The following is an 18288-nucleotide window of genomic DNA, read 5'->3' as shown; positions in this document are numbered from 1 at the left end:
ACCGGCCATGAGGGTGGGGTGGCGGTGCCGTACGGGATGGCCAGAAGCATGACAATCCATCAGGTGAAATGACAGGTCTTCGCCGGGTATTGGCCGGGTCCCGCCAGTGCGCCCCCGCCGTGCGGTGGCCGGATCGCTGCGCCGGGCACAAGGGGCATAGCGGGACGGAACCTCCGTGCTCGCGGGCAGAGCCGCGACGCGGCCCGCCACCGGGCCGTGAGAATCGGCAACTCCCGTTCCCCTGCCGGTAGTTGCTCACCGTAGCGATCGGCTGCACGCTCGGTGGCGATCCGGCGGCCCCGCTGGCGGGACCCCGCCAGGTGTGACCCTTGTCCACCATCGTGGACAGCCGCTACCCAAGGGCCGACTCGCGGGTACGGTGGGGCGATGCCCAAGCCGCTAGCTCTCGACTTCGACCCGATCGCCCGCGCCGAGGCGCACTGGACCGACCGGTGGGGCGGTGCGCCCGCGATGCCGGCGATCACCTCGGTGATGCGGGCCCACCAGATCCTGCTCGGCCGGGTGGACGCGGTGGTCAAGCCGTACGGGCTGACCTTCGCCCGGTACGAGGCACTGGTGCTGCTGACCTTCAGCCGGACCGGCGAACTCTCGCTCTCCAAGATCGGCGAGCGGCTGATGGTCCATCCGACCAGCGTGACCAACACCGTGGACCGGCTGGAGCGGGCCGGCCTGGTGGCCCGCCGCCCCAATCCGCTGGACGGCCGCGGCGTGCTGGCCTCGATCACCGACCGGGGCCGCGAGGTGGTCGAGCAGGCCACCCGGGAGCTGATGGCGATGGACTTCGGCCTGGAGGGCTACAGCGAGGAGCAGTGCCGGAAGATCTTCGAGGTGCTGCTCCCGCTGCGGGTCGCGGCCGGCGACTTCCAGGGCTGAGCGCCCGGGCCGACCCCCGCGGATCGGTGCCCGTGAGGGCGGCTACCCTCGATGCCATGAAGCAGAGTGTGCTGACCCGCTACCGGGCCCTGGCCTACGTCACCGGCGTCCTCCTGATCCTGCTGACCCTCGGCATGGTCGGGAAGTACGCGCTGGACAGCTCCGCCGCGGCCTCGTTCACCTCGGTGGTCAGCATCGCGCACGGGTGGCTCTACGTGGTCTACCTGGTGTTCGCCTTCGACCTGGGCTCCAAGGCCAAGTGGCCGATGGGCAAGCTGGCCTGGGTGCTGCTGGCCGGGACCATCCCGACCGCCGCCTTCTTCGTCGAGCGCAAGGTCTCGCGCGAGATCGCCCCGCTGATCGTGACCGAGCAGCCCGCGCAGGCCTGACCCGACACAGCCCGGCCCCGCTCATCGGCAGCCATCGACATTTACTAGGACGTCCGAGTAAATTGTCGGGACAAGCCGAAGCTGTGCCCTGCCCCACAAGGGCGGCGGCCGTGAGTTGAGTGGAGTCCTGACGTGGACGCCGAGGACATCGAGGCAGGCCGGCAGCGCTGGCAGCAGCGCTACGACAAGGCCCGGAAGCGGGACGCGGACTTCACCACGCTCAGCGGTGACCAGGTCGAGCCGGTCTACGGCCCGGCCCCCGGCCAGCCCGTGGAGGGCTTCGAGCGGATCGGCTGGCCGGGCGAGTACCCGTTCACCCGTGGCCTGCACGCCACCGGCTACCGCGGCCGCACCTGGACGATCCGTCAGTTCGCCGGCTTCGGGAACGCGCAGCAGACCAACGAGCGCTACCGGATGATCCTGGAGGCCGGCGGCGGCGGGCTCTCGGTCGCCTTCGACATGCCGACCCTGATGGGCTACGACTCCGACGACGCCAAGTCACTCGGCGAGGTCGGCCACTGCGGCGTGGCGATCGACTCGGCCGCCGACATGGAGGTGCTGTTCGACGGCATCCCGCTCGGCGACGTCACCACCTCGATGACCATCAGCGGCCCGGCCGTGCCGGTCTTCTGCATGTACCTGGTGGCGGCCGAGCGCCAGGGCGTCGACCCCTCGGTGCTCAACGGCACGCTGCAGACCGACATCTTCAAGGAGTACATCGCCCAGAAGGAGTGGCTCTTCGCCCCCGAGCCGCACCTGCGCCTGATCGGCGACCTGATGGAGTACTGCGCCACCGGCATCCCGGCCTACAAGCCGCTCTCGGTCTCCGGCTACCACATCCGCGAGGCCGGGGCGACGGCCGCGCAGGAGCTCGCCTACACCCTGGCCGACGGCTTCGGCTACGTCGAGCTCGGCCTCTCCCGGGGCCTGGACGTGGACGTCTTCGCCCCCGGCCTGTCGTTCTTCTTCGACGCGCACCTGGACTTCTTCGAGGAGATCGCCAAGTTCCGCGCCGCGCGCCGGATCTGGGCCCGGTGGATGCGCGACCGCTACGGCGCGAAGACCGAGAAGGCGCAGTGGCTGCGCTTCCACACCCAGACGGCGGGCGTCTCGCTGACCGCCCAGCAGCCGTACAACAACGTGGTGCGCACCGCCGTCGAGGCGCTCTCCGCCGTGCTCGGCGGCACCCAGTCGCTGCACACCAACGCGCTGGACGAGACGCTGGCGCTGCCCAGCGAGCAGGCCGCCGAGATCGCGCTGCGCACCCAGCAGGTGCTGATGGAGGAGACCGGCGTCGCCAACGTGGCCGACCCGCTGGGCGGTTCCTGGTACGTCGAGGCGCTGACCGACCGGATCGAGGCGCAGGCGGAGGAGATCTTCCAGCGCATCCTGGACAAGGGGACGGCCGACCACCCGATCGGGCCGATCACCTCCGGCATCCTGCGCGGCATCGAGGACGGCTGGTTCACCGGCGAGATCGCCGAGGCCGCCTTCCAGTACCAGCAGTCGCTGGAGAAGGGCGACAAGCGCGTGGTCGGCGTCAACTGCCACCCGCGCAGCGTCACTCCCGAACTGGAGATCCTCCGGGTCAGCCACGAGGTCGAGCGCGAGCAGGTCCGGGTGCTCGGCGCCCGCAAGGACGCGCGTGACGAGGTCGCGGTGCGGGCCGGGCTGGACGCCATGCTGGCGGCCGCCCGTTCCGGGGAGAACATGATCCCGCCGATGCTCGACGCGATCCGGGCCGAGGCCACCCTGGGCGAGATCTGCAACGCGCTGCGCGGCGAGTGGGGCATCTACCAGGAGACCGCACGGTTCTGACGGACCCTCATCCGGGCCCCCGGCGGCCGAGGCGCACGCGGAAGAGCGCGCCGCCGCCGGGGGCCCGCTCCGCGTCCAGCTCCAGGCCGTGGGCCCGGGCGATCTGCCGGGCCATCGCCAGGCCGAGGCCCGAGCCGGGCAGGGCGCGGGCGGACGGGGCCCGGTAGAAGCGGTCGAAGACGTGCGGGAGGTCCTCCGGGGAGATCCCCGGGCCGTGGTCCCGCACCGTCAACTCCCGCTCGGTGAGCGTCACTTCGACCGGTCCGCCGGGCGGGCTGAACTTGGCCGCGTTGTCCAGCAGGTTCCCCGCCAGCCGCACCAGCCGGGCCGGGACGCCCGGGATCGTCACGTCGGCGGCCAGGGCGGCCTCGAAGCGCACCGCGGGCCAGTGGCCCCGGGCGGTCTCCACGCAGTGCGCCACCAGCAGGTCGAGGCGGACGGTCTCCACCAGGGCCTGCGGTTCCTCGTCCCTGGCCAGCTCGATCAGGTCGTTCACCAGCCCGGTCACCTCCCGCAGCTGCCGCTGCAGCCCGGCGGCCGCCCGCTCCCGCTGCTCGGGCGTCAACCGCTCGACCCGGCCCAGCAGTTCGGCGTTGGTGCGCAGTGCCGTGAGCGGGGTGCGCAGCTCGTGCGAGGCGTCCGCGACCAGCCGCCGCCGGGCCGTCACCGACTGCTCCAACTCGCCCAGCATGGTGTTGAACGCCCGGGCCAGCCGGGTGACTTCGTCCTCGCCGCGGCCCTCGGGCAGCTCGATCCGGACGGTGGCGTCCCGGGTGGCGGCGATCCGCTCGGCGGTCGAGGTCAGCCGGGCCACCGGGGCCAGCCCGGTCCGGGCCACCGCGTAGCCGAGCCCGCCGGCCAGCAGCACCCCGGCCCCGGCCACCGCCGCGAGCAGCTCCCCGGCCTGGCGCACGCCCTGCTCCACCGTGTCGGAGCGCAGCGCCACCTGGACGGCCCGGCCCGGCTCGGCCTCGTAGGGCGTGGTGAGCATCCGCGCCGGGTGCCCGTCCACGGTGACGGCGGTGAAGTACGCCGCCCGCCGCCCCGCCGCCACCTGCCGGGTCGCCCCGGTGACCGGCAGCAGCCAGGGCGCCGACGGGTCCCGGCCCGGGTCGGCCGGGACGATCTGGGTGCAGGGCGGGGCGGCCAGGTAGCCGCACTCGCCGTGCAGCACCTGCGGGGGCTGCCCGCGCTGCTGCTGCTTCACCAGGGTGGCGTGCTGGGTGAGCGTCAGGTCCAGTTGGTGCACCAGCTCGTAGCGGATCACCACGAAGGCGGCGGCGCACACGCCCAGCGCGACCAGGGCCACCGCCGCCGAGGTGGCCAGCGCCAGCCGGGTGCGCAGCGGGCGGCGGCTGCGCCAGCGGGCGTGCTCGCTCATGCGTCACCGAGGCGGTAGCCGACCCCGTGGACGGTGTGTACGAGTCTCGGCTCGCCGCCTGCCTCCAGCTTCCGGCGCAGGTAACCGACGTACACCGCCAGGGAGTTGGAATCCGGCCCGAAGTCCGCGCCCCAGACCCGCTCCATCACCAGCTCGCGCGGCAGGGCCTGGCCCGGGTGGAGCAGCAGCAGCTCCAGCAGGGCCGACTCGGTGCGGGTGAACTCCAGCGGCCGCCCCCCGCGCCGGCCGGTCCGGCTCACCGGATCCAGTGCCAGGTCGCCGTGGGTCAGCGCCCCGTCCGTCGCCTCCGGGGCGGCCCGGCGCAGCAGCGCGCGCAGCCGGGCGGTCAGCTCGTCGAGCGCGAAGGGCTTGGCCAGGTAGTCGTCGGCGCCCGCGTCCAGCCCGTCCACCCGGTCGCTGACCGAGTCCTTCGCGGTGAGCACCAGGATCGGCGTCCGGTCGCCGAGGGCGCGCAGCCGCCGGCAGACCGCCAGGCCGTCCAGCCCGGGCATCATCACGTCCAGCACCAGCGCGTCCGGCTCCCAGCCGCCCAGCTCGGCGAGGGCGGCCAGGCCGTCCGGTGCGCCCCGGGTGGTGTACCCGGCCACCGCGAGACCGTCCTCGACGGCGGCCCGCACCTCCGGGTCGTCGTCCACCACCAGGATCCTCGGGCTGCTGCTCATGGGGACAAGCATGGCAAACCGGGCTATTAGAACTCTCTTACGACGCCCCGTCAGGCTCCTCGGCCATGACAGAACAGAGCTTGTCGGTGGTGATCGGAGCGGGCGGCACGGGTGGCCACATCTACCCGGGCCTGGCGCTCGCCGAGGCGCTGCGCCGGGCCAGGCCGGAGGCGGAGATCTCCTTCGTCGGCACCGAGCGCGGACTGGAGACCACCCTGATCCCCGCCGCCGGGTACCGGCTGCACACGGTGGACATGATCCCCTTCGACGCCTCGCTCGGACTGCGCCGCTACCTGCTCCCGGCCGCTCTGCTGCGCTCCGGCGCGCAGTGCCGGGAGATCCTGCGCGCCCAGGGCGCGCAGATCGCGGTGGGCATGGGCGGCTACCCGAGTGCGCCGGTGATCCTCGGGGCCCGGATGGCCGGACTGCCCAGCGTGGTGCACGAGTCCAACGCCGTGCCCGGCCGGGCCAACCGCTTCGCCGCCCGGCTCACCCCGCACCTGGCCCTGGCCTTCGACCGCACCCGGGCCCACCTGCCGGCCGGGGTGGAGGCGGAGACCGTGGGCATGCCGATGGTCTCCGCGGTGGCCGGGATGGACCGGGCCGCGCTCCGACCGGAGGCGCGGGCCCGGCTCGGCGTGCCGCCCGGTGCCCGGTTGGTGGTCTTCAACGGCGGCAGCCTCGGCGCGGCCCGGCTCACCGAGGCGGCGCTCGGCCTGGCCGAGCTCTGGCGCGGCCGGGACGACGTCCGACTGCTCGTCAAGACCGGCCCGGCGGCGCTGGCCCGGGCCCGTTCGAGCCTGGCGGGGAACCCGGTCGCGGAGGCCGTCCCGTACCTGGACCGGATGGACCTCGCCTACGCCGCCGCCGACCTGGTGGTCTGCCGGGCCGGCTCGGCCACCGTGGCGGAGCTGGCCGGCACCGGCGTCCCGGCCGTGCTGGTGCCCTACCCGCACGCTCCGCACGACCACCAGACCCACAACGCCCGGGTGCTCACCGACGCCGGGGCCGGCCTGCTGCTGCCCGACGCCGAGTGCACCGCCGGGCGGCTGGCCGAGCTGGCCGGCCCGCTGCTGGCCGATCCGGCCCGGCTGGCCGCGATGGGCCGGGCCGCCGACCCGGGGACGCACGCCGAGGCGGCGGACCTGCTGGCGGCCAAGGTGCTGCGGACCGTCCGCGGACACCACCGAGACCTGAGGAGGGTCGCATGAACGACTGGACGGACCGGACGGACTGGACCGGACGGCGCGTGCTGGTCACCGGCGCGGAGGGCTTCATCGGCTCGACGCTGGTCGACCTGCTGGTGGCGCGCGGTGCGTCGGTGCGGGCGCTGGTGCACTACAAGCCGTACGCCGAACGCGGCTACCTGGCGCGCTACCTGAGCGGTGGTCAGGTGGAGATGCTCGCCGGGGACGTCCGCGACCCGGGGCGGGTGCAGGACGCGGTGGCGGGCTGCGACACCGTCTTCCACCTGGCCGCGCTGATCGGCATCCCGTACAGCTACCAGGCGCCCGAGGCGTACGTGCAGACCAACGTGGTCGGCACCCAGAACGTCGCGGCGGCCTGCCTGCGGCACGGGGCCCGGCTGGTGCACACCTCCACCAGCGAGGTGTACGGCACGGCGCGGACGGTGCCGATCACCGAGGAGCACCCGCTGCAGCCGCAGTCGCCGTACTCCGCCTCGAAGATCGGCGCCGACATGGCGGCGCTCGCGCACTGGCACTCCTTCGAGCTGCCGGTGGTGGTGGTCCGGCCGTTCAACACCTACGGTCCGCGGCAGTCCGCCCGGGCGGTGATCCCCACCATCCTGGCCCAGCTCCACTCCGGTGCCCGGCAGATCAGGCTCGGCTCGACCACCCCGACCCGGGACTTCACCTTCGCCACCGACACCGCGGAGGGCTTCCTGGCGGCGGCGCGGTCCGAGGCGGCGCTGGGCCGGGTGCTCAACCTCGGCACCGGTCGGGAGATCTCCATCGGCGACCTCGCCCACCGGCTGATCGCCGCCTCGGGCCGCGAGGCCGAGGTGGTCACCGATCCGGGCCGGCTGCGGCCGGGCGGCAGCGAGGTCGAGCGGCTGCTCTCCGACAACCGCCTGGCCCGCGAACTCACCGGCTGGCAGCCCCGGGTGACCCTCGACCAAGGCCTGCGGGAGACCTCCGCCTGGGTCGCCGCCCACCTCGACGCCTTCGCCCCGGGCCGCTACCAGGTCTGACCCGCCGCAGGGCCGAGCCGTTTCCGGGCCGAGCCGCCGTCACGTCCGAGCCGCCGTCAGCAGGGCGGCCGCCGGGGCGCGGTCGCTCAGCCCAGCCGGGAGTCCAGCGCGCGCTGCCCGCGCCGGATCCACCGCAGCGGCCAGCGCGCAAGCACGTAGAGGCAGGCGGCCCAGCCGAGGGCGTGCACCGCCCAGACGCCGGCCATCGTCGGCCCGCCCCAGGCCTGGTGGTAGTCGGTGTCCCCGTACCAGAGCGGGTAGCCGAAGTTCCGCACGGTGTTGAAGACCGCGTAGGCGACCAGGACCAGGGCCGTCAGGTCCAGCGGCAGCCCGAGCACGCTCCGCGCCAGGGGCCGGCCGGCTCCCCGCCCGGCCCGGGCGGTCCGGAGCAGCCCGGTGGGCAGTGCGAGGCCGGCCCGGAGGGCGTCGGTGGCGAGGTGGCGGGGGTGGGCGAGGGTCGTGGACGGCATCGTGGGCACCTTCTCGGTCGGTCCGGCTGACGGGCCCCACCCTGCCCGGCGCCCACCTGACCCGTCGTCATACCGGGGAGCCGACCGCGGGGTCGTACCACGGTATGACCGGCGGCCCGGGGCGCTGCGGGCGTCCTCGGCGCCGCCGCCTCAGCCGCCCAGCAGGCCCGGGAGGGGGTTGAGGAGCAGGGTGGTGAAGCGGTGCACCCAGTCCGGGGTGACGGGTTCGCCGCTGACCAGCATGCGGTGTTCGACGGTGCCGGCGATGGTGTCGAAGATGATGGCGATCTCCTCGCAGGCGGTGGCCTCGTCCAGGTCCGGTCCGAGTTCGCCGCGGCGCTGGGCGTTGAGCCGGCCCTGCTGGACCAGGTGCTTCTGCGGGTCGACGATCCGCTCGCGGATGCGCCGCCGCAGCAGCGGGTCGCGGGTGCCCTCGGCGAACAGGGCGAGCAGGGCGGCCTGGGTCTCGGGGCGGGCGAGGAGCTCGGCGAAGCGGAAGACCACCGCCTCGATGTCGGCCCGCAGGCTGCCGAGGTCGGCGACCTCCAGGTCGTCGAAGAGGCTGGCGACGGCGTCGACCACCAGTTCGTTCTTGGAGGGCCAGCGCCGGTAGAGGGTGGTCTTGGCGACGCCGGCCCGGGCCGCCACGTGGCCCATGGTGAGCCCGCCCCAGCCGAGCTCGGCGAGGGCGGCCCTGGTCGCGTCGAGGATGGCGGTGTCGGCGGCGGCGCTGCGCGGCCGCCCCTTGCCGCGCGGGTGCGCGGGAGCGGGGGCGAGGGCCGGAGCGTTGTCCGCGGTGAGGGCCGCGTCCGGTTCCGGGGCGGGCTGCCGGGTGGTGGGGGCCACCGAGCCTCCTACGGTTTACCTGCAAGTAACTTGGCCTGCATACGGTAGCGACAGACTGGCCGGAGCGGCATCCGCAGGCCGGGGGAAAGTGGGGCAGCTCACGTCCCCACCGGCCCGGAAGGGCTTGCGGCACCGGCCCGGTGAGCAGATACGCTACGACTCGTAGCGAATAGAGCGACAACCACGCGTCCGGCCCAGGGATCGGGCGGACGCGGGGCGCGGGTGGGGATCCGCGCCAGCCCTCCTTCGACTACGCCGGGAGGCGACTCCCGCCGACGCCGGGGGGACCGCCCGGCGGTGCCGGGCGACCGGCAGTTCCACCGGGCCTTTTCCCGGCGGTTGGCACACGTCGGGGGCGCGGACGGGGGAGGATGGTGCCATGCAGTCACCGAATTCGCGTCTCAACAGCTCCGCCCTGCGTGGTGCGGTCGACCTCGCCGCAGTGAAGGCGGCCGGTGAGGCCGCCCAGAAGGCCGAGCAGGTCCGGGCCGAGCGGGCCCGCCAAGCGGCGGCCGGGGGTGCGGACGACTCCGCCTCCGCCGCCTACCCGCTGGTCATCGACGTCAGCGAGGACACCTTCGAGGCCGAGGTGGTGCAGCGCTCCGCCGAGGTCCCGGTGGTGGTGGACTTCTGGGCCGAGTGGTGCGGGCCGTGCAAGCAGCTCAGCCCGATCCTGGAGCGCCTGGCCGAGGAGTACGCCGGCCGGATCGTGCTCGCCAAGATCGACGTCGACGCCAACCAGCTGATCGCCCAGCAGTTCGGCATCCAGGGCATCCCGGCCGTGATGGCCGTGGTGGCGGGCCAGTTGGTGCCGCTCTTCCAGGGCGCCGAGAACGAGGCCAACGTCCGCAAGGTTCTGGACCAGCTGATCGCCGTCGCCGAGCAGCGCTTCGGCATCGTCGGCGGCGCGGTCTCCGCGGACGGCGCCCCCGTCGCGCCGGTCCGCCCGGAGGACCCGGCGCTGTCCGCCGCGCACGACGCGCTGGACCGCGGTGATCTGGGCGGCGCGATCCAGGCGTACAAGAACGTGCTGACCGACCAGCCGGGGAACACCGAGGCCAAGCTCGGCCTGGCACAGGCCGAACTCCTGCACCGGGTCGAGAAGTTGGACCCGCAGGTGGTCCGCACGGCGGCCGCCGCCGGCCCCAAGGACGTGGCGGCCCAGCTGGACGCGGCCGACCTGGACCTGGTCGGCGGTCACGTCGAGGACGCCTTCGGGCGTCTGGTGGACACCGTGGGCCGCACCTTCGGCGAGGACCGGGACACCGCCCGGCTCCGGCTGCTGGAGCTGTTCGAGGTGATCGGCGCCGAGGACGAGAGGGTCGTCAGGGCGCGTACCGCGCTGGCCCGGGTGCTGTTCTGAGCACGACCCTGGCACGGCGTGTGACCTGCGGTGCCGTGGGAGATTTGGCGACATTGCGCAGGAATCCACAGGCGTTTATCAAATCTTGACCACACCCCCCACTCGTCACCTCCGGTGACGATGGGGGGTGTTTCGTCCCTGTTTCCACTGGATGAAGCCCCCGGTCGGGCGGGCTGGTGTCACTGTCCGTGATGGTGCCTTGGATTCCATGATCAACGGGTGCTGATGTTGGATTACCCGTCAGTAACGCACCTCTTGTACTTCGCCTGGGATTCAAGCACGATCGGCGACGCCCGGTCCTCTCTCCAGAGGTCCCCGCCGGGCCGCCGCCGGTCCCCGCCGGCGGTCGGAGGGCAGGGGGGTATCCGCAGATCCCACACGCGGTTCCTGTCCTTCTTCGGCTGCACATCCGTGCGGTCGTTGGTTGTCGCCGCTACCGAGGACGCAGCTCTCTCCCATCCCAGGTCGGCGCCGGGCACGGGTGGCCCGGCACGGCCAGGAGATGTGCGTCCCAGAAGGAGGACACGCATGTCCCAGACTTTCGGCAAGACCCGCTGGAAGCGCTTCGCGCTCGTGATGGTCCCCAGCATCGCGGCCACCGCCGCGATCGGCGTGGGCATCGCCAACAGTGCCCTCGCGGCCTCGTTCGCCGTCTCCGGGCAGCGCTTCAAGGTCACCGTCGACGAGCTGAACGGTGAGAAGTTCGCCCAGTTCGGTTCCTTCGACGCCGAGGTCAACGGCAAGGTCCACCCGGTCGCCATCTCGGCGTTCGACAAGGCCCGCCTCAAGAACATGTGCCAGTCGGTGGTCACCACCCCGAGCCTGCTCGGTCTGAAGCTGCCCGAGGTCACCATGCGCCTCGAGGCCGGCAACAGCGACGACGTGAACCGTCAGGTCGAGGCCGAGAACCTGCTGATCGACCTGGACAGCCTGCGTGGTGACGCGGAGTTCGGGAACATCAACATCGGCCAGGACGCCTCCACCCTCGACGGCACCGCCACCAAGGACTGGAAGAGCGCGCTCGGCACCGGCAAGCCGGCCGGCGCGATCGGCTTCTCGCAGGCCGCCAAGACCGCCAAGCTCACCAACGTGAAGCAGACCGCCTACGCCACCTCGGCCGGCACCTTCAAGCTTCGCGGCCTGTCGCTCGACCTGTTCCTGGGCAGCAACGGCAAGGGCAAGGAGTGCTTCTACGAGGAGCCGAAGACCGGTTCCGTGCTCGACCCGAACGCGGCCGCGCAGTAGTCGGACGGACCGTCGCACGACGGTCCACCAGGCCGGGGCCGGCCTTCGCCGACCCCGGCCGCACCATCTCGCTCTTCCACCTCGTAGATCCCGTCGAGGAGTTGCATCGTGTCCAGCGCAACTGCCCAGTCCTGGCCGGAGGCCGGGAGCCCGTTCAACCGTGCACGGACCGGGTTCCGCAACTGGCGCCGCTCCAGGCCCTTCTGGGGCGGTCTGCTGGCCATGATCGCCGGTGTGCCGATCCTGTACCTGCCGTACCACAGCCTCAACCTCAACGGGATGACGGTGCAGATGGCCACCACGGCCGGCGCCGGCTCGCTGGTCATCGGCCTGCTGATGATCGCGCTCGGCCTCACCGGCTGGTTCCAGCCGGTCGTCCGGGTCTTCGCCGGGGTCGCCACCACCATCCTCGCGCTGGTCTCCATCCCGATGTCCAACCTGGGCGGCTTCGGGCTCGGCCTGATCCTCGGCCTGGTGGCCGGCGGCCTGCTGGTCTCCTGGGCGCCGAACGAGGCCGAACCGCCGGTGATCGGCGCCGAGTTCACGGAGTACCCGGCCGACGGGCAGCAGGTCGCGCAGTTCCAGGCCGCTCCCGAGCAGGCCGCTCCCGGGCAGACCGACCAGACCGACCAGGCCGCGCAGACCGAGGCGCTCCCCGTCCAGCGCACCGCCGAGGAGCAGCCGGCGCAGCCCGAGCAGGGGGAGCAGCGGTGACCGACGCAGTCGAGCCGGGCGCGGCCACGGTGCCCGGCCCCCGGCACGCCGCGCCGCGCCGCACCGGGCGGCTGCGGGGCCGCGCGTTCGCGCTGGCCGCGGTGCCGACCGCGCTGCTGATGGGCGCGATCCCGACCCTGGCGCAGGCCGAGCCGAAGACCTCCTGCGGTGCGGCCACCGCGCCGGACGCCATCCTGGAGGAGACCCCGGTCCCGAAGAGCGAGCTGACCCCGCTCCCCGGCCCGGGTCTGCCCAGCACGGTGCCCTCCGCGCCCGCGAGCCCGTCGGCCCCGTCCACTCCGTCCGCCTCGCCGACCGCGGCGAGCCTCACGGGCGGCGGACGGACCGTCAGCAACGCGGTCGCGCTGGGCGGTTCCGGCACCGCGAAGGTGTCCCAGGCCGGGCTGATCGACGACCTGCTCGGCGTCTTCACGCCGAAGTCGCCGAGCCCGACCCCGACCCCGGCGCAGCCCCCGAAGCCGGCCCAGGCCACGCCGACCCCGGCGACCGGCCCGGGTCAGCCGGCCACGCCGACCCCGACCGCCGGGACGCCGCAGTCGCGCACCGGCACGAGCGCGGCCCCGCAGTCCCCGGCCGCGCAGCCCTCCTCGGCCCCCTCGGCCAAGGCGGCGGCGAGCCCGTCCGCGAAGTCCGCCGAGAAGGCCAAGCCCGGTGCCGCGCCGAGCGGTTCGGCGAGCCCCTCGGCCGACCCCAACTGCGCGGTGGACACCCGTTCGGCGAAGGCGCTGGCGGCTGGCCCCGGGCACGTGGTGCCGGAGCAGAACTGGACGCTGCGCTCCACCCTGCTGGCCCTGCACGGCTCGGTCTTCAACGGCGTCTACGACGTCCGGACGCCGACCGGCACCAAGCGGGTGCTCAAGTTCACCACCGCCTCCGTGGACATCGAGAACCTCGACATGTCGACGATCGAGGTGCCGGGCTACACCTTCCACGTGAAGGGCGGGCCGGGGACCACCTCGACGATGCGCCAGGGCCCGATCACCATGTACGTGGAGAGCCTGTCCGGCCACCTCACCGAGGTGATCGGCCTGCCGATCCCGATCGACCTGGGCGAGATCACCCTCACTCCGGACACCCTGCCGCGCTGGCTCTGGGACATGCTCAGCACCGTCCCGATCCCGCTGGACCTCAAGCTGAAGGACGCCAAGGCCGTGCAGGCCGGGCAGTTCGGCGGCACGCTGAAGATCCCCGGCATGCGGCTCTACAACGACCAGACGCCTTACTAGGACGCGAAGCGAACGGGCCGTCACCTCCGAGGAGGTGACGGCCCGTTCGGCGTTCCCGCAGGGTCAGGAGCGGGTGCCCAGGTGGTGGACCTGGACCATGTTGGTGTTGCCGGGGATGCCGGGCGGGGAGCCGGCGGTGACGATGACGGTGTCGCCCTCGTTCAGCCGGCTCAGGGCGAGCAGCTCCTGGTCGACCTGGGCGACCATCGCGTCGGTGGTGTCCACCTGCTCGGTGACGTACGCCTCGACGCCCCAGCTCAGCGAGAGCTGGGCGCGGGTCGCGGCGTCCGGGGTGAAGGCGATCACCGGGATCGGCGAGCGGTAGCGGGACAGGCGGCGGGCGGTGTCACCGGACTTGGTGAACGCGACCAGCGCCTTGGCGTTGAGGAAGTCGCCCAGCTCGCAGGCGGCGCGGGCGATCGAGCCGCCCTGGGTGCGCGGCTTGCGGCCCGGGTTGAGCGGCTGGAGGCCCTGCGCGAGCAGCTCCTCCTCGGCCGTCTCGGCGATCCGGCTCATGGTCTTGACCGTCTCGACCGGGTACTTGCCGACGCTGGACTCGGCGGAGAGCATGATCGCGTCCGCGCCGTCCAGGATGGCGTTGGCGACGTCCGAGACCTCGGCGCGGGTCGGCCGCGAGGCGTGGATCATCGACTCCATCATCTGGGTGGCGACGATGACCGGCTTGGCGTTGCGGCGGGCCAGGGTGATCAGCTGCTTCTGGACCAGCGGCACCTTCTCCAGCGGGTACTCGACCGCCAGGTCGCCGCGGGCCACCATGATGGCGTCGAAGGCGAGGACGATCTCCTCCATCGCCTCGACCGCCTGCGGCTTCTCGATCTTGGCGATGACCGGCACACGAATGCCGACCTCGTCCATGACCTTGTGCACGTCGTCGATGTCGGCCGCGTTCCGCACGAAGGACAGTGCGACCATGTCGACGCCGAGCTCCAGGGCGAAGCGCAGGTCCTCCTTGTCCTTCTCGGACAGGGCCGGCACGTTGACCGCCGCGCCGGGGAGGTTGATCCCCTTGTTGTTCGAGAGCACGCCGCCCTCGACGACCACGGTCTTCACGCGGGGGCCGTCGACGCTGACGACCTCCAGGGCGATGACGCCGTCGTTGATCAGGACCGGGTCGCCGGGCTTCACGTCGCCGGGCAGGCCCTTGTAGGTGGTGCCGCAGATGTGCTGGTCGCCCGGCACGTCCTCGGTGGTGATGGTGAACTCGTCACCGTTGTCGACCGTGACCGGGCCGTTGGCGAAGGTCGCCAGACGGATCTTCGGGCCCTGGAGGTCGGCGAGGATGCCGATGGTGCGACCGGTGTCCTGGGACACCTGGCGGACCTTGCGGTACCGCTCCTCGTGCTCGGCGTGGGAGCCGTGGCTCATGTTCAGTCGGGCGACGTTCATGCCCGCTTCGACGATGGCCTTCAGCTGTTCGTAGGAGTCCGTGGCGGGACCCAGGGTGCAGACAATTTTCGCTCGGCGCATATCGGTCAGTCTATCCGTTCGTGTTATCGGTGCATTCGGCCCGAAAGCTGAGGAATCGTCAACGAACTGTCCCGAGGGATGGGATGCTGATGGTTCGTCAGGTTTGGTGTACCAGAGCGAAGGACTGCCTGGCGATTTCCAGCTCCTCGTCGGTCGGCACCACCGCCACCGCGACCCGGGAGTACTCGGGCGAGATCACCCGGGCCTCACCGGAGCGGACCGCGTTCAGCTCGGGGTCCACCGCGATGCCGAGCTCCTCCAGCCCGGCGCAGGCGGCCGCCCGGACGGGGGCGGCGTTCTCGCCCACCCCGGCCGTGAAGGCCACCGCGTCCACCCGGCCGAGCACGGCGTAGTAGCCGCCGAGGTACTTGCGCAGCCGGTGCACGTAGGCGTCGAAGGCCAGCTTCGCCTCGGCGTCGCCCTCCTCGGCGCGGCGCATCACCTCGCGCATGTCGTTGTCCCCGCACAGGCCCAGCAGGCCGGAGCGGCGGTTCAGCAGCTCGTCGATCTGATCGATGCTCAGGCCGCCCACCCGGTGCAGGTGGAAGACCACGCCCGGGTCGATGTCACCCGAACGAGTGCCCATCACCAGGCCCTCCAGCGGAGTCAGGCCCATCGAGGTGTCCACGCAGACCCCGCCGGAGACGGCCGAGACCGAGCCGCCGTTGCCCAGGTGCAGCACGATCACGTTGACCTCGGCCGGATCCTTGCCGAGCAGCCGGGCGGTGGCCCGGGAGACGTACTGGTGCGAGGTGCCGTGGAAGCCGTAGCGGCGCACCCGGTGCTCGTCGGCGGTCTTGCGGTCGATCGCGTAGCGGGCCGCGTACTCCGGCATGGTGGCGTGGAAGGCGGTGTCGAAGACCGCGACCTGCGGGAGGTCGGGGCGCAGTGCCCGGGCCACCTCGATGCCGGTGATGTTGGCGGGGTTGTGCAGCGGGGCGACCGGGATCAGCCGGCGGATCTCGGCCAGCACCTCCTCGGTGACCAGGGTCGGCTCGGTGAACCGCAGCCCGCCGTGCACCACCCGGTGGCCGATCGCGGCCAGCTCGGGGGAGTCCAGGCCGAGGCCGTCGGCGGTCAGCTCCTCGGCGACCGCCTTGAGCGCGGCGGCGTGGTCGGCGAACAGCGCCGAGACCTCGCGCTTCTCCCGGCCGTGCGGGGCGTGCACCAGGCGGCCGCCGCTCTCGCCGATCCGCTCGACCAGGCCGGAGGCCAGCCGGGAGCCGTCCACCATGTCGATCAGCTGGTACTTGACCGAGGAGGACCCGGCGTTGAGGACGAGTACCCGGGTGGCTCCGGTCACGAGGCGGCTCCTTGGTTCTGCGCCGGTCCCTGGCCCTGGGCCTGGATGGCGGTGATGGCGACGGTGTTCACGATGTCCTGGACCAGCGCCCCCCGGGACAGGTCGTTGACCGGCTTGCGCAGGCCCTGGAGGACCGGGCCGACGGCCACGGCCCCGGCCGAGCGCTGCACGGCCTTGTAGGTGTTGTTGCCCGTGTTGAGGTCGGGGAAGATCAGCACGGTGGCCCGTCCGGCGACCTCGGAGCCGGGCAGCTTGGTGGCGGCCACGTTCGGGTCGACCGCCGCGTCGTACTGGATCGGGCCCTCGACCAGGATGTCCGGGCGCAGCTCGCGGACCAGCTCGGTGGCCTTGCGGACCTTGTCCACGTCCGCGCCGGAGCCGGAGGTGCCGGTGGAGTAGGAGAGCATCGCGACCCGGGGCTCCACGCCGAACTGGGCCGCGGTGCCGGCCGCCTGGATGGCGATGTCGGCCAGCTGCTGGGCGTCCGGGTCGGGGTTGACCGCGCAGTCGCCGTAGACCAGCACCTTGTCGGCCAGGCACATGAAGAAGACCGAGGAGACGATCGCCGCGCCGGGCGAGGTCTTGATCACCTCGAAGGCCGGGCGGATGGTGGCGGCGGTGGAGTGCACCGCGCCGGAGACCATGCCGTCGGCGATGCCCTCCTGGACCATCAGGGTGCCGAAGTAGGAGACGTCGGTGACCACGTCCAGGGCCAGCTCGACGGTCATGCCCTTGTGGGCGCGCAGCTTGGCGTAGAGCTCGGCGAACTGCTGGCGCAGCGGGCTGGTGGCCGGGTCGACGATCCGCAGCCGGGCGCCGTCGCCCCGGTCCAGGTCTTCGGCGGGCACCGCGATGCCCAGCGCGGCTGCCTTGCGGCGCACCTCGTCCGGCTGGCCCAGCAGGGTGAGGTCGCAGATGTTGCGGCGCAGCAGCACCTCGGCGGCGCGCAGCACCCGCTCCTCGGTGCCCTCGGGGAGCACCACGTGCCGGCGGGCCGACCTGGCCCGCTCCAGCAGCTCGTGCTCGAACATCATCGGGGTGACCCGCTCGGACTTGCCGAGCTCGATCCGCTTGGTCAACTCGGCGGTGTCCACGTGGAGTTCGAAGAGTCCGAGGGCGATCTCGGCCTTCCGCGGGCTGGCCGGGCCGATCCGGCCCTCCAGGTGGGTGAGGGCGGCGGCGGTCAGCCAGCTGCCCTCGGGGACCACGGCCACCGGGGTGCCGGGGGCCAGCCGGCCGGCCAGCGCCATCACGTTCGGCCCGGGGTGCTGACCGAGGGTCAGCAGCACGCCGGCGATCGGCGGGGCGCCCGCCGCGTGCGCGGCCAGCGAGCCGATCACCAGGTCGGCCCGGTCCCCGGGGGTGACCACCAGGGCGCCGTCGGTCAGCGCGTTCAGGAAGGTCGGCAGCATGGCGCCGCCGAAGACGAAGCCGCGGACGTCCCGGGCCAGCCCGGCCGCGTCGCCGAGCAGCACCTCGGCGCCGGTCGCCTCGACCAGCTGGGCCACCGTGGGGGCGGCCAGCGCGGGCTCCTCCGGGAGGACGTAGGACGGGACGGAGAGCTTCTCGGCCAGCACCCGCTGGATCTGCTGCTTGGCGCCGGGGGCCACCCGGTTGGCGATCATCGCCAGCACCGAGCAACCCAGGTCGCGGTAGGCCCGGTGGGCGTTGCGCACCTCGGCGATGACCGCCGTCGGGTCCTCGTCGTGGCCGCCGACCACCGGCAGCACCCAGGCGCCGAACTCGTTGGCGAGGCGGGCGTTGAAGGCCAGCTCGTCCGGGATGTTGGTGTCCGCGAAGTCGGTGCCGAGCACCAGTACGGCCTGGCAGCGGCGCTCCATCGCGTGGAAGCGCTCCACCAGGGTGGAGACCAGCTCGTCCTGCCCCTGGGCGGCCTGCAGGGCCGCGGCCTCCTCGTAGGTGAGGCCGTACATCTCGTTGGTCGGCAGGTCCAGCCGGTACCGGTCGCGCAGCAGCTCCACCACGTGGTCCGACCCGGCCTCGCCGGGCGCGTTCGCGTGGACCAGCGGCCGGAAGACCCCGACCCGGTCCACCTGACGGGTGAGCAGTTCCATGACCCCGAGTTCGACCGCCTGACGGCCGTCCCCCCGGTCGATCCCGGTCACGTACACGCTGCGCGCCACCTGGCAGCTCCGTTTCGGTCGTCCCTCAGTCAGCGGTCACATCGACCATACATTCGCACTGGTGAGGGACGTCCGCATGTGCGCACACCCG

General features: G+C 72.7%; 16 protein-coding genes. 9 read left to right on the top strand and 7 right to left on the bottom strand.

Going from position 1 to position 18288, the window contains the following annotated elements; genetic code table 11:
• The first annotated feature begins 387 nt into the window (after window positions 1-387).
• The 3 genes from ACWCYY_RS09260 (at window position 388) to ACWCYY_RS09250 (ending at window position 3101) form a co-directional block, all read left to right on the top strand.
• A complete protein-coding gene (locus ACWCYY_RS09260; RefSeq protein WP_345290148.1) occupies window positions 388-894 on the top strand; it encodes a MarR family transcriptional regulator in 507 nt (168 codons plus the stop codon).
• Window positions 895-950: 56 nt separating this feature from the next.
• On the top strand, window positions 951-1283 hold the full coding sequence (locus tag ACWCYY_RS09255; protein WP_345290149.1) for a DUF3817 domain-containing protein: 333 nt from the start codon (window positions 951-953) through the stop codon (window positions 1281-1283).
• Between the two features lie 132 nt (window positions 1284-1415).
• Window positions 1416-3101 (top strand): acyl-CoA mutase large subunit family protein, encoded by a 1686-nt coding sequence (locus ACWCYY_RS09250; protein ID WP_449795578.1) that lies wholly within the window; start codon window positions 1416-1418, stop codon window positions 3099-3101.
• 7 nt (window positions 3102-3108) lie between these two features.
• On the opposite strand, the gene ACWCYY_RS09245 is transcribed toward ACWCYY_RS09250, so the two are convergent.
• Both ACWCYY_RS09245 and ACWCYY_RS09240 read right to left on the bottom strand, forming a co-directional pair.
• Entirely contained in the window at window positions 3109-4482 is a 1374-nt protein-coding gene (locus ACWCYY_RS09245; RefSeq protein WP_345290151.1) for a sensor histidine kinase, read from the bottom strand.
• On the bottom strand, window positions 4479-5165 hold the full coding sequence (locus tag ACWCYY_RS09240; RefSeq protein ID WP_449795577.1) for a response regulator transcription factor: 687 nt from the start codon (window positions 5163-5165) through the stop codon (window positions 4479-4481). The genes ACWCYY_RS09245 and ACWCYY_RS09240 overlap by 4 nt, the downstream gene beginning before the upstream one ends.
• A 65-nt stretch (window positions 5166-5230) precedes the next feature.
• Here ACWCYY_RS09240 and ACWCYY_RS09235 point away from each other — a divergent pair, with 65 nt between their 5' ends.
• Together ACWCYY_RS09235 and ACWCYY_RS09230 are read left to right on the top strand one after the other, a co-directional pair.
• Window positions 5231-6376, top strand: coding sequence for a UDP-N-acetylglucosamine--N-acetylmuramyl-(pentapeptide) pyrophosphoryl-undecaprenol N-acetylglucosamine transferase (locus ACWCYY_RS09235; protein ID WP_449795576.1), 1146 nt, complete (start codon window positions 5231-5233; stop codon window positions 6374-6376).
• Complete coding sequence (locus ACWCYY_RS09230; protein ID WP_449795575.1) at window positions 6373-7377, top strand: SDR family NAD(P)-dependent oxidoreductase; 1005 nt, start codon at window positions 6373-6375, stop codon at window positions 7375-7377. Before ACWCYY_RS09235 ends, ACWCYY_RS09230 begins: the two co-directional genes overlap by 4 nt.
• Window positions 7378-7463: 86 nt before the next feature.
• On the opposite strand, the gene ACWCYY_RS09225 is transcribed toward ACWCYY_RS09230, so the two are convergent.
• A complete protein-coding gene (locus ACWCYY_RS09225; protein ID WP_345283605.1) occupies window positions 7464-7847 on the bottom strand; it encodes a hypothetical protein in 384 nt (127 codons plus the stop codon).
• A 150-nt stretch (window positions 7848-7997) separates the two neighbouring features.
• Window positions 7998-8558, bottom strand: a complete 561-nt coding sequence (locus tag ACWCYY_RS09220) for a TetR/AcrR family transcriptional regulator (protein WP_345283956.1) — start codon at window positions 8556-8558, stop codon at window positions 7998-8000.
• Window positions 8559-9072: 514 nt separating this feature from the next.
• On the opposite strand from ACWCYY_RS09220, the gene trxA reads away from it, so the two are divergent.
• The 4 genes from trxA (at window position 9073) to ACWCYY_RS09200 (ending at window position 13262) form a co-directional block, all read left to right on the top strand.
• Window positions 9073-10056 carry a thioredoxin gene (gene trxA, locus ACWCYY_RS09215; RefSeq protein WP_449795574.1) on the top strand — a complete coding sequence of 328 codons (984 nt, stop codon included), beginning with the start codon at window positions 9073-9075 and terminating at the stop codon, window positions 10054-10056.
• A 528-nt stretch (window positions 10057-10584) separates the two neighbouring features.
• On the top strand, window positions 10585-11301 hold the full coding sequence (locus ACWCYY_RS09210; protein ID WP_345290158.1) for a DUF6230 family protein: 717 nt from the start codon (window positions 10585-10587) through the stop codon (window positions 11299-11301).
• Window positions 11302-11409: 108 nt separating this feature from the next.
• Window positions 11410-12015 carry a DUF6114 domain-containing protein gene (locus tag ACWCYY_RS09205; protein WP_449795573.1) on the top strand — a complete coding sequence of 202 codons (606 nt, stop codon included), beginning with the start codon at window positions 11410-11412 and terminating at the stop codon, window positions 12013-12015.
• A complete protein-coding gene (locus tag ACWCYY_RS09200) occupies window positions 12012-13262 on the top strand; it encodes a hypothetical protein (protein ID WP_449795572.1) in 1251 nt (416 codons plus the stop codon). Before ACWCYY_RS09205 ends, ACWCYY_RS09200 begins: the two co-directional genes overlap by 4 nt.
• Window positions 13263-13325: 63 nt before the next feature.
• Here the strand turns inward: ACWCYY_RS09200 and pyk are convergent, their stop codons facing one another.
• The 3 genes from pyk to pta all read right to left on the bottom strand — a co-directional run bounded on the left by pyk (window position 13326) and on the right by pta (window position 18197).
• Window positions 13326-14750 (bottom strand): pyruvate kinase, encoded by a 1425-nt coding sequence (gene pyk, locus ACWCYY_RS09195; protein WP_345290162.1) that lies wholly within the window; start codon window positions 14748-14750, stop codon window positions 13326-13328.
• A gap of 97 nt (window positions 14751-14847) precedes the next feature.
• The gene (locus ACWCYY_RS09190; protein WP_449795571.1) at window positions 14848-16053 is read right to left on the bottom strand and encodes an acetate kinase; all 1206 of its coding nucleotides are present in this window, start codon (window positions 16051-16053) and stop codon (window positions 14848-14850) included.
• Window positions 16050-18197, bottom strand: coding sequence for a phosphate acetyltransferase (gene pta, locus ACWCYY_RS09185; RefSeq protein ID WP_345290164.1), 2148 nt, complete (start codon window positions 18195-18197; stop codon window positions 16050-16052). The genes ACWCYY_RS09190 and pta overlap by 4 nt, the downstream gene beginning before the upstream one ends.
• Between the last annotated feature and the right edge of the window lie 91 nt (window positions 18198-18288).

Source organism: Kitasatospora sp. NPDC001664 (genome assembly GCF_053596675.1).
This window is presented reverse-complemented; position numbering and strand designations above follow the sequence as displayed.

Coding starts and splice junctions, on each gene's coding strand:
- ACWCYY_RS09260 (WP_345290148.1), top strand. CDS start 388: ATGCCCAAGCCGCTAGCTCTCGACTTCGACCCGATCGCCCGCGCCGAG.
- ACWCYY_RS09255 (WP_345290149.1), top strand. CDS start 951: ATGAAGCAGAGTGTGCTGACCCGCTACCGGGCCCTGGCCTACGTCACC.
- ACWCYY_RS09245 (WP_345290151.1), bottom strand. CDS start 4,482: ATGAGCGAGCACGCCCGCTGGCGCAGCCGCCGCCCGCTGCGCACCCGG.
- ACWCYY_RS09240 (WP_449795577.1), bottom strand. CDS start 5,165: ATGAGCAGCAGCCCGAGGATCCTGGTGGTGGACGACGACCCGGAGGTG.
- ACWCYY_RS09235 (WP_449795576.1), top strand. CDS start 5,231: ATGACAGAACAGAGCTTGTCGGTGGTGATCGGAGCGGGCGGCACGGGT.
- ACWCYY_RS09230 (WP_449795575.1), top strand. CDS start 6,373: ATGAACGACTGGACGGACCGGACGGACTGGACCGGACGGCGCGTGCTG.
- ACWCYY_RS09225 (WP_345283605.1), bottom strand. CDS start 7,847: ATGCCGTCCACGACCCTCGCCCACCCCCGCCACCTCGCCACCGACGCC.
- trxA (WP_449795574.1), top strand. CDS start 9,073: ATGCAGTCACCGAATTCGCGTCTCAACAGCTCCGCCCTGCGTGGTGCG.
- ACWCYY_RS09210 (WP_345290158.1), top strand. CDS start 10,585: ATGTCCCAGACTTTCGGCAAGACCCGCTGGAAGCGCTTCGCGCTCGTG.
- pyk (WP_345290162.1), bottom strand. CDS start 14,750: ATGCGCCGAGCGAAAATTGTCTGCACCCTGGGTCCCGCCACGGACTCC.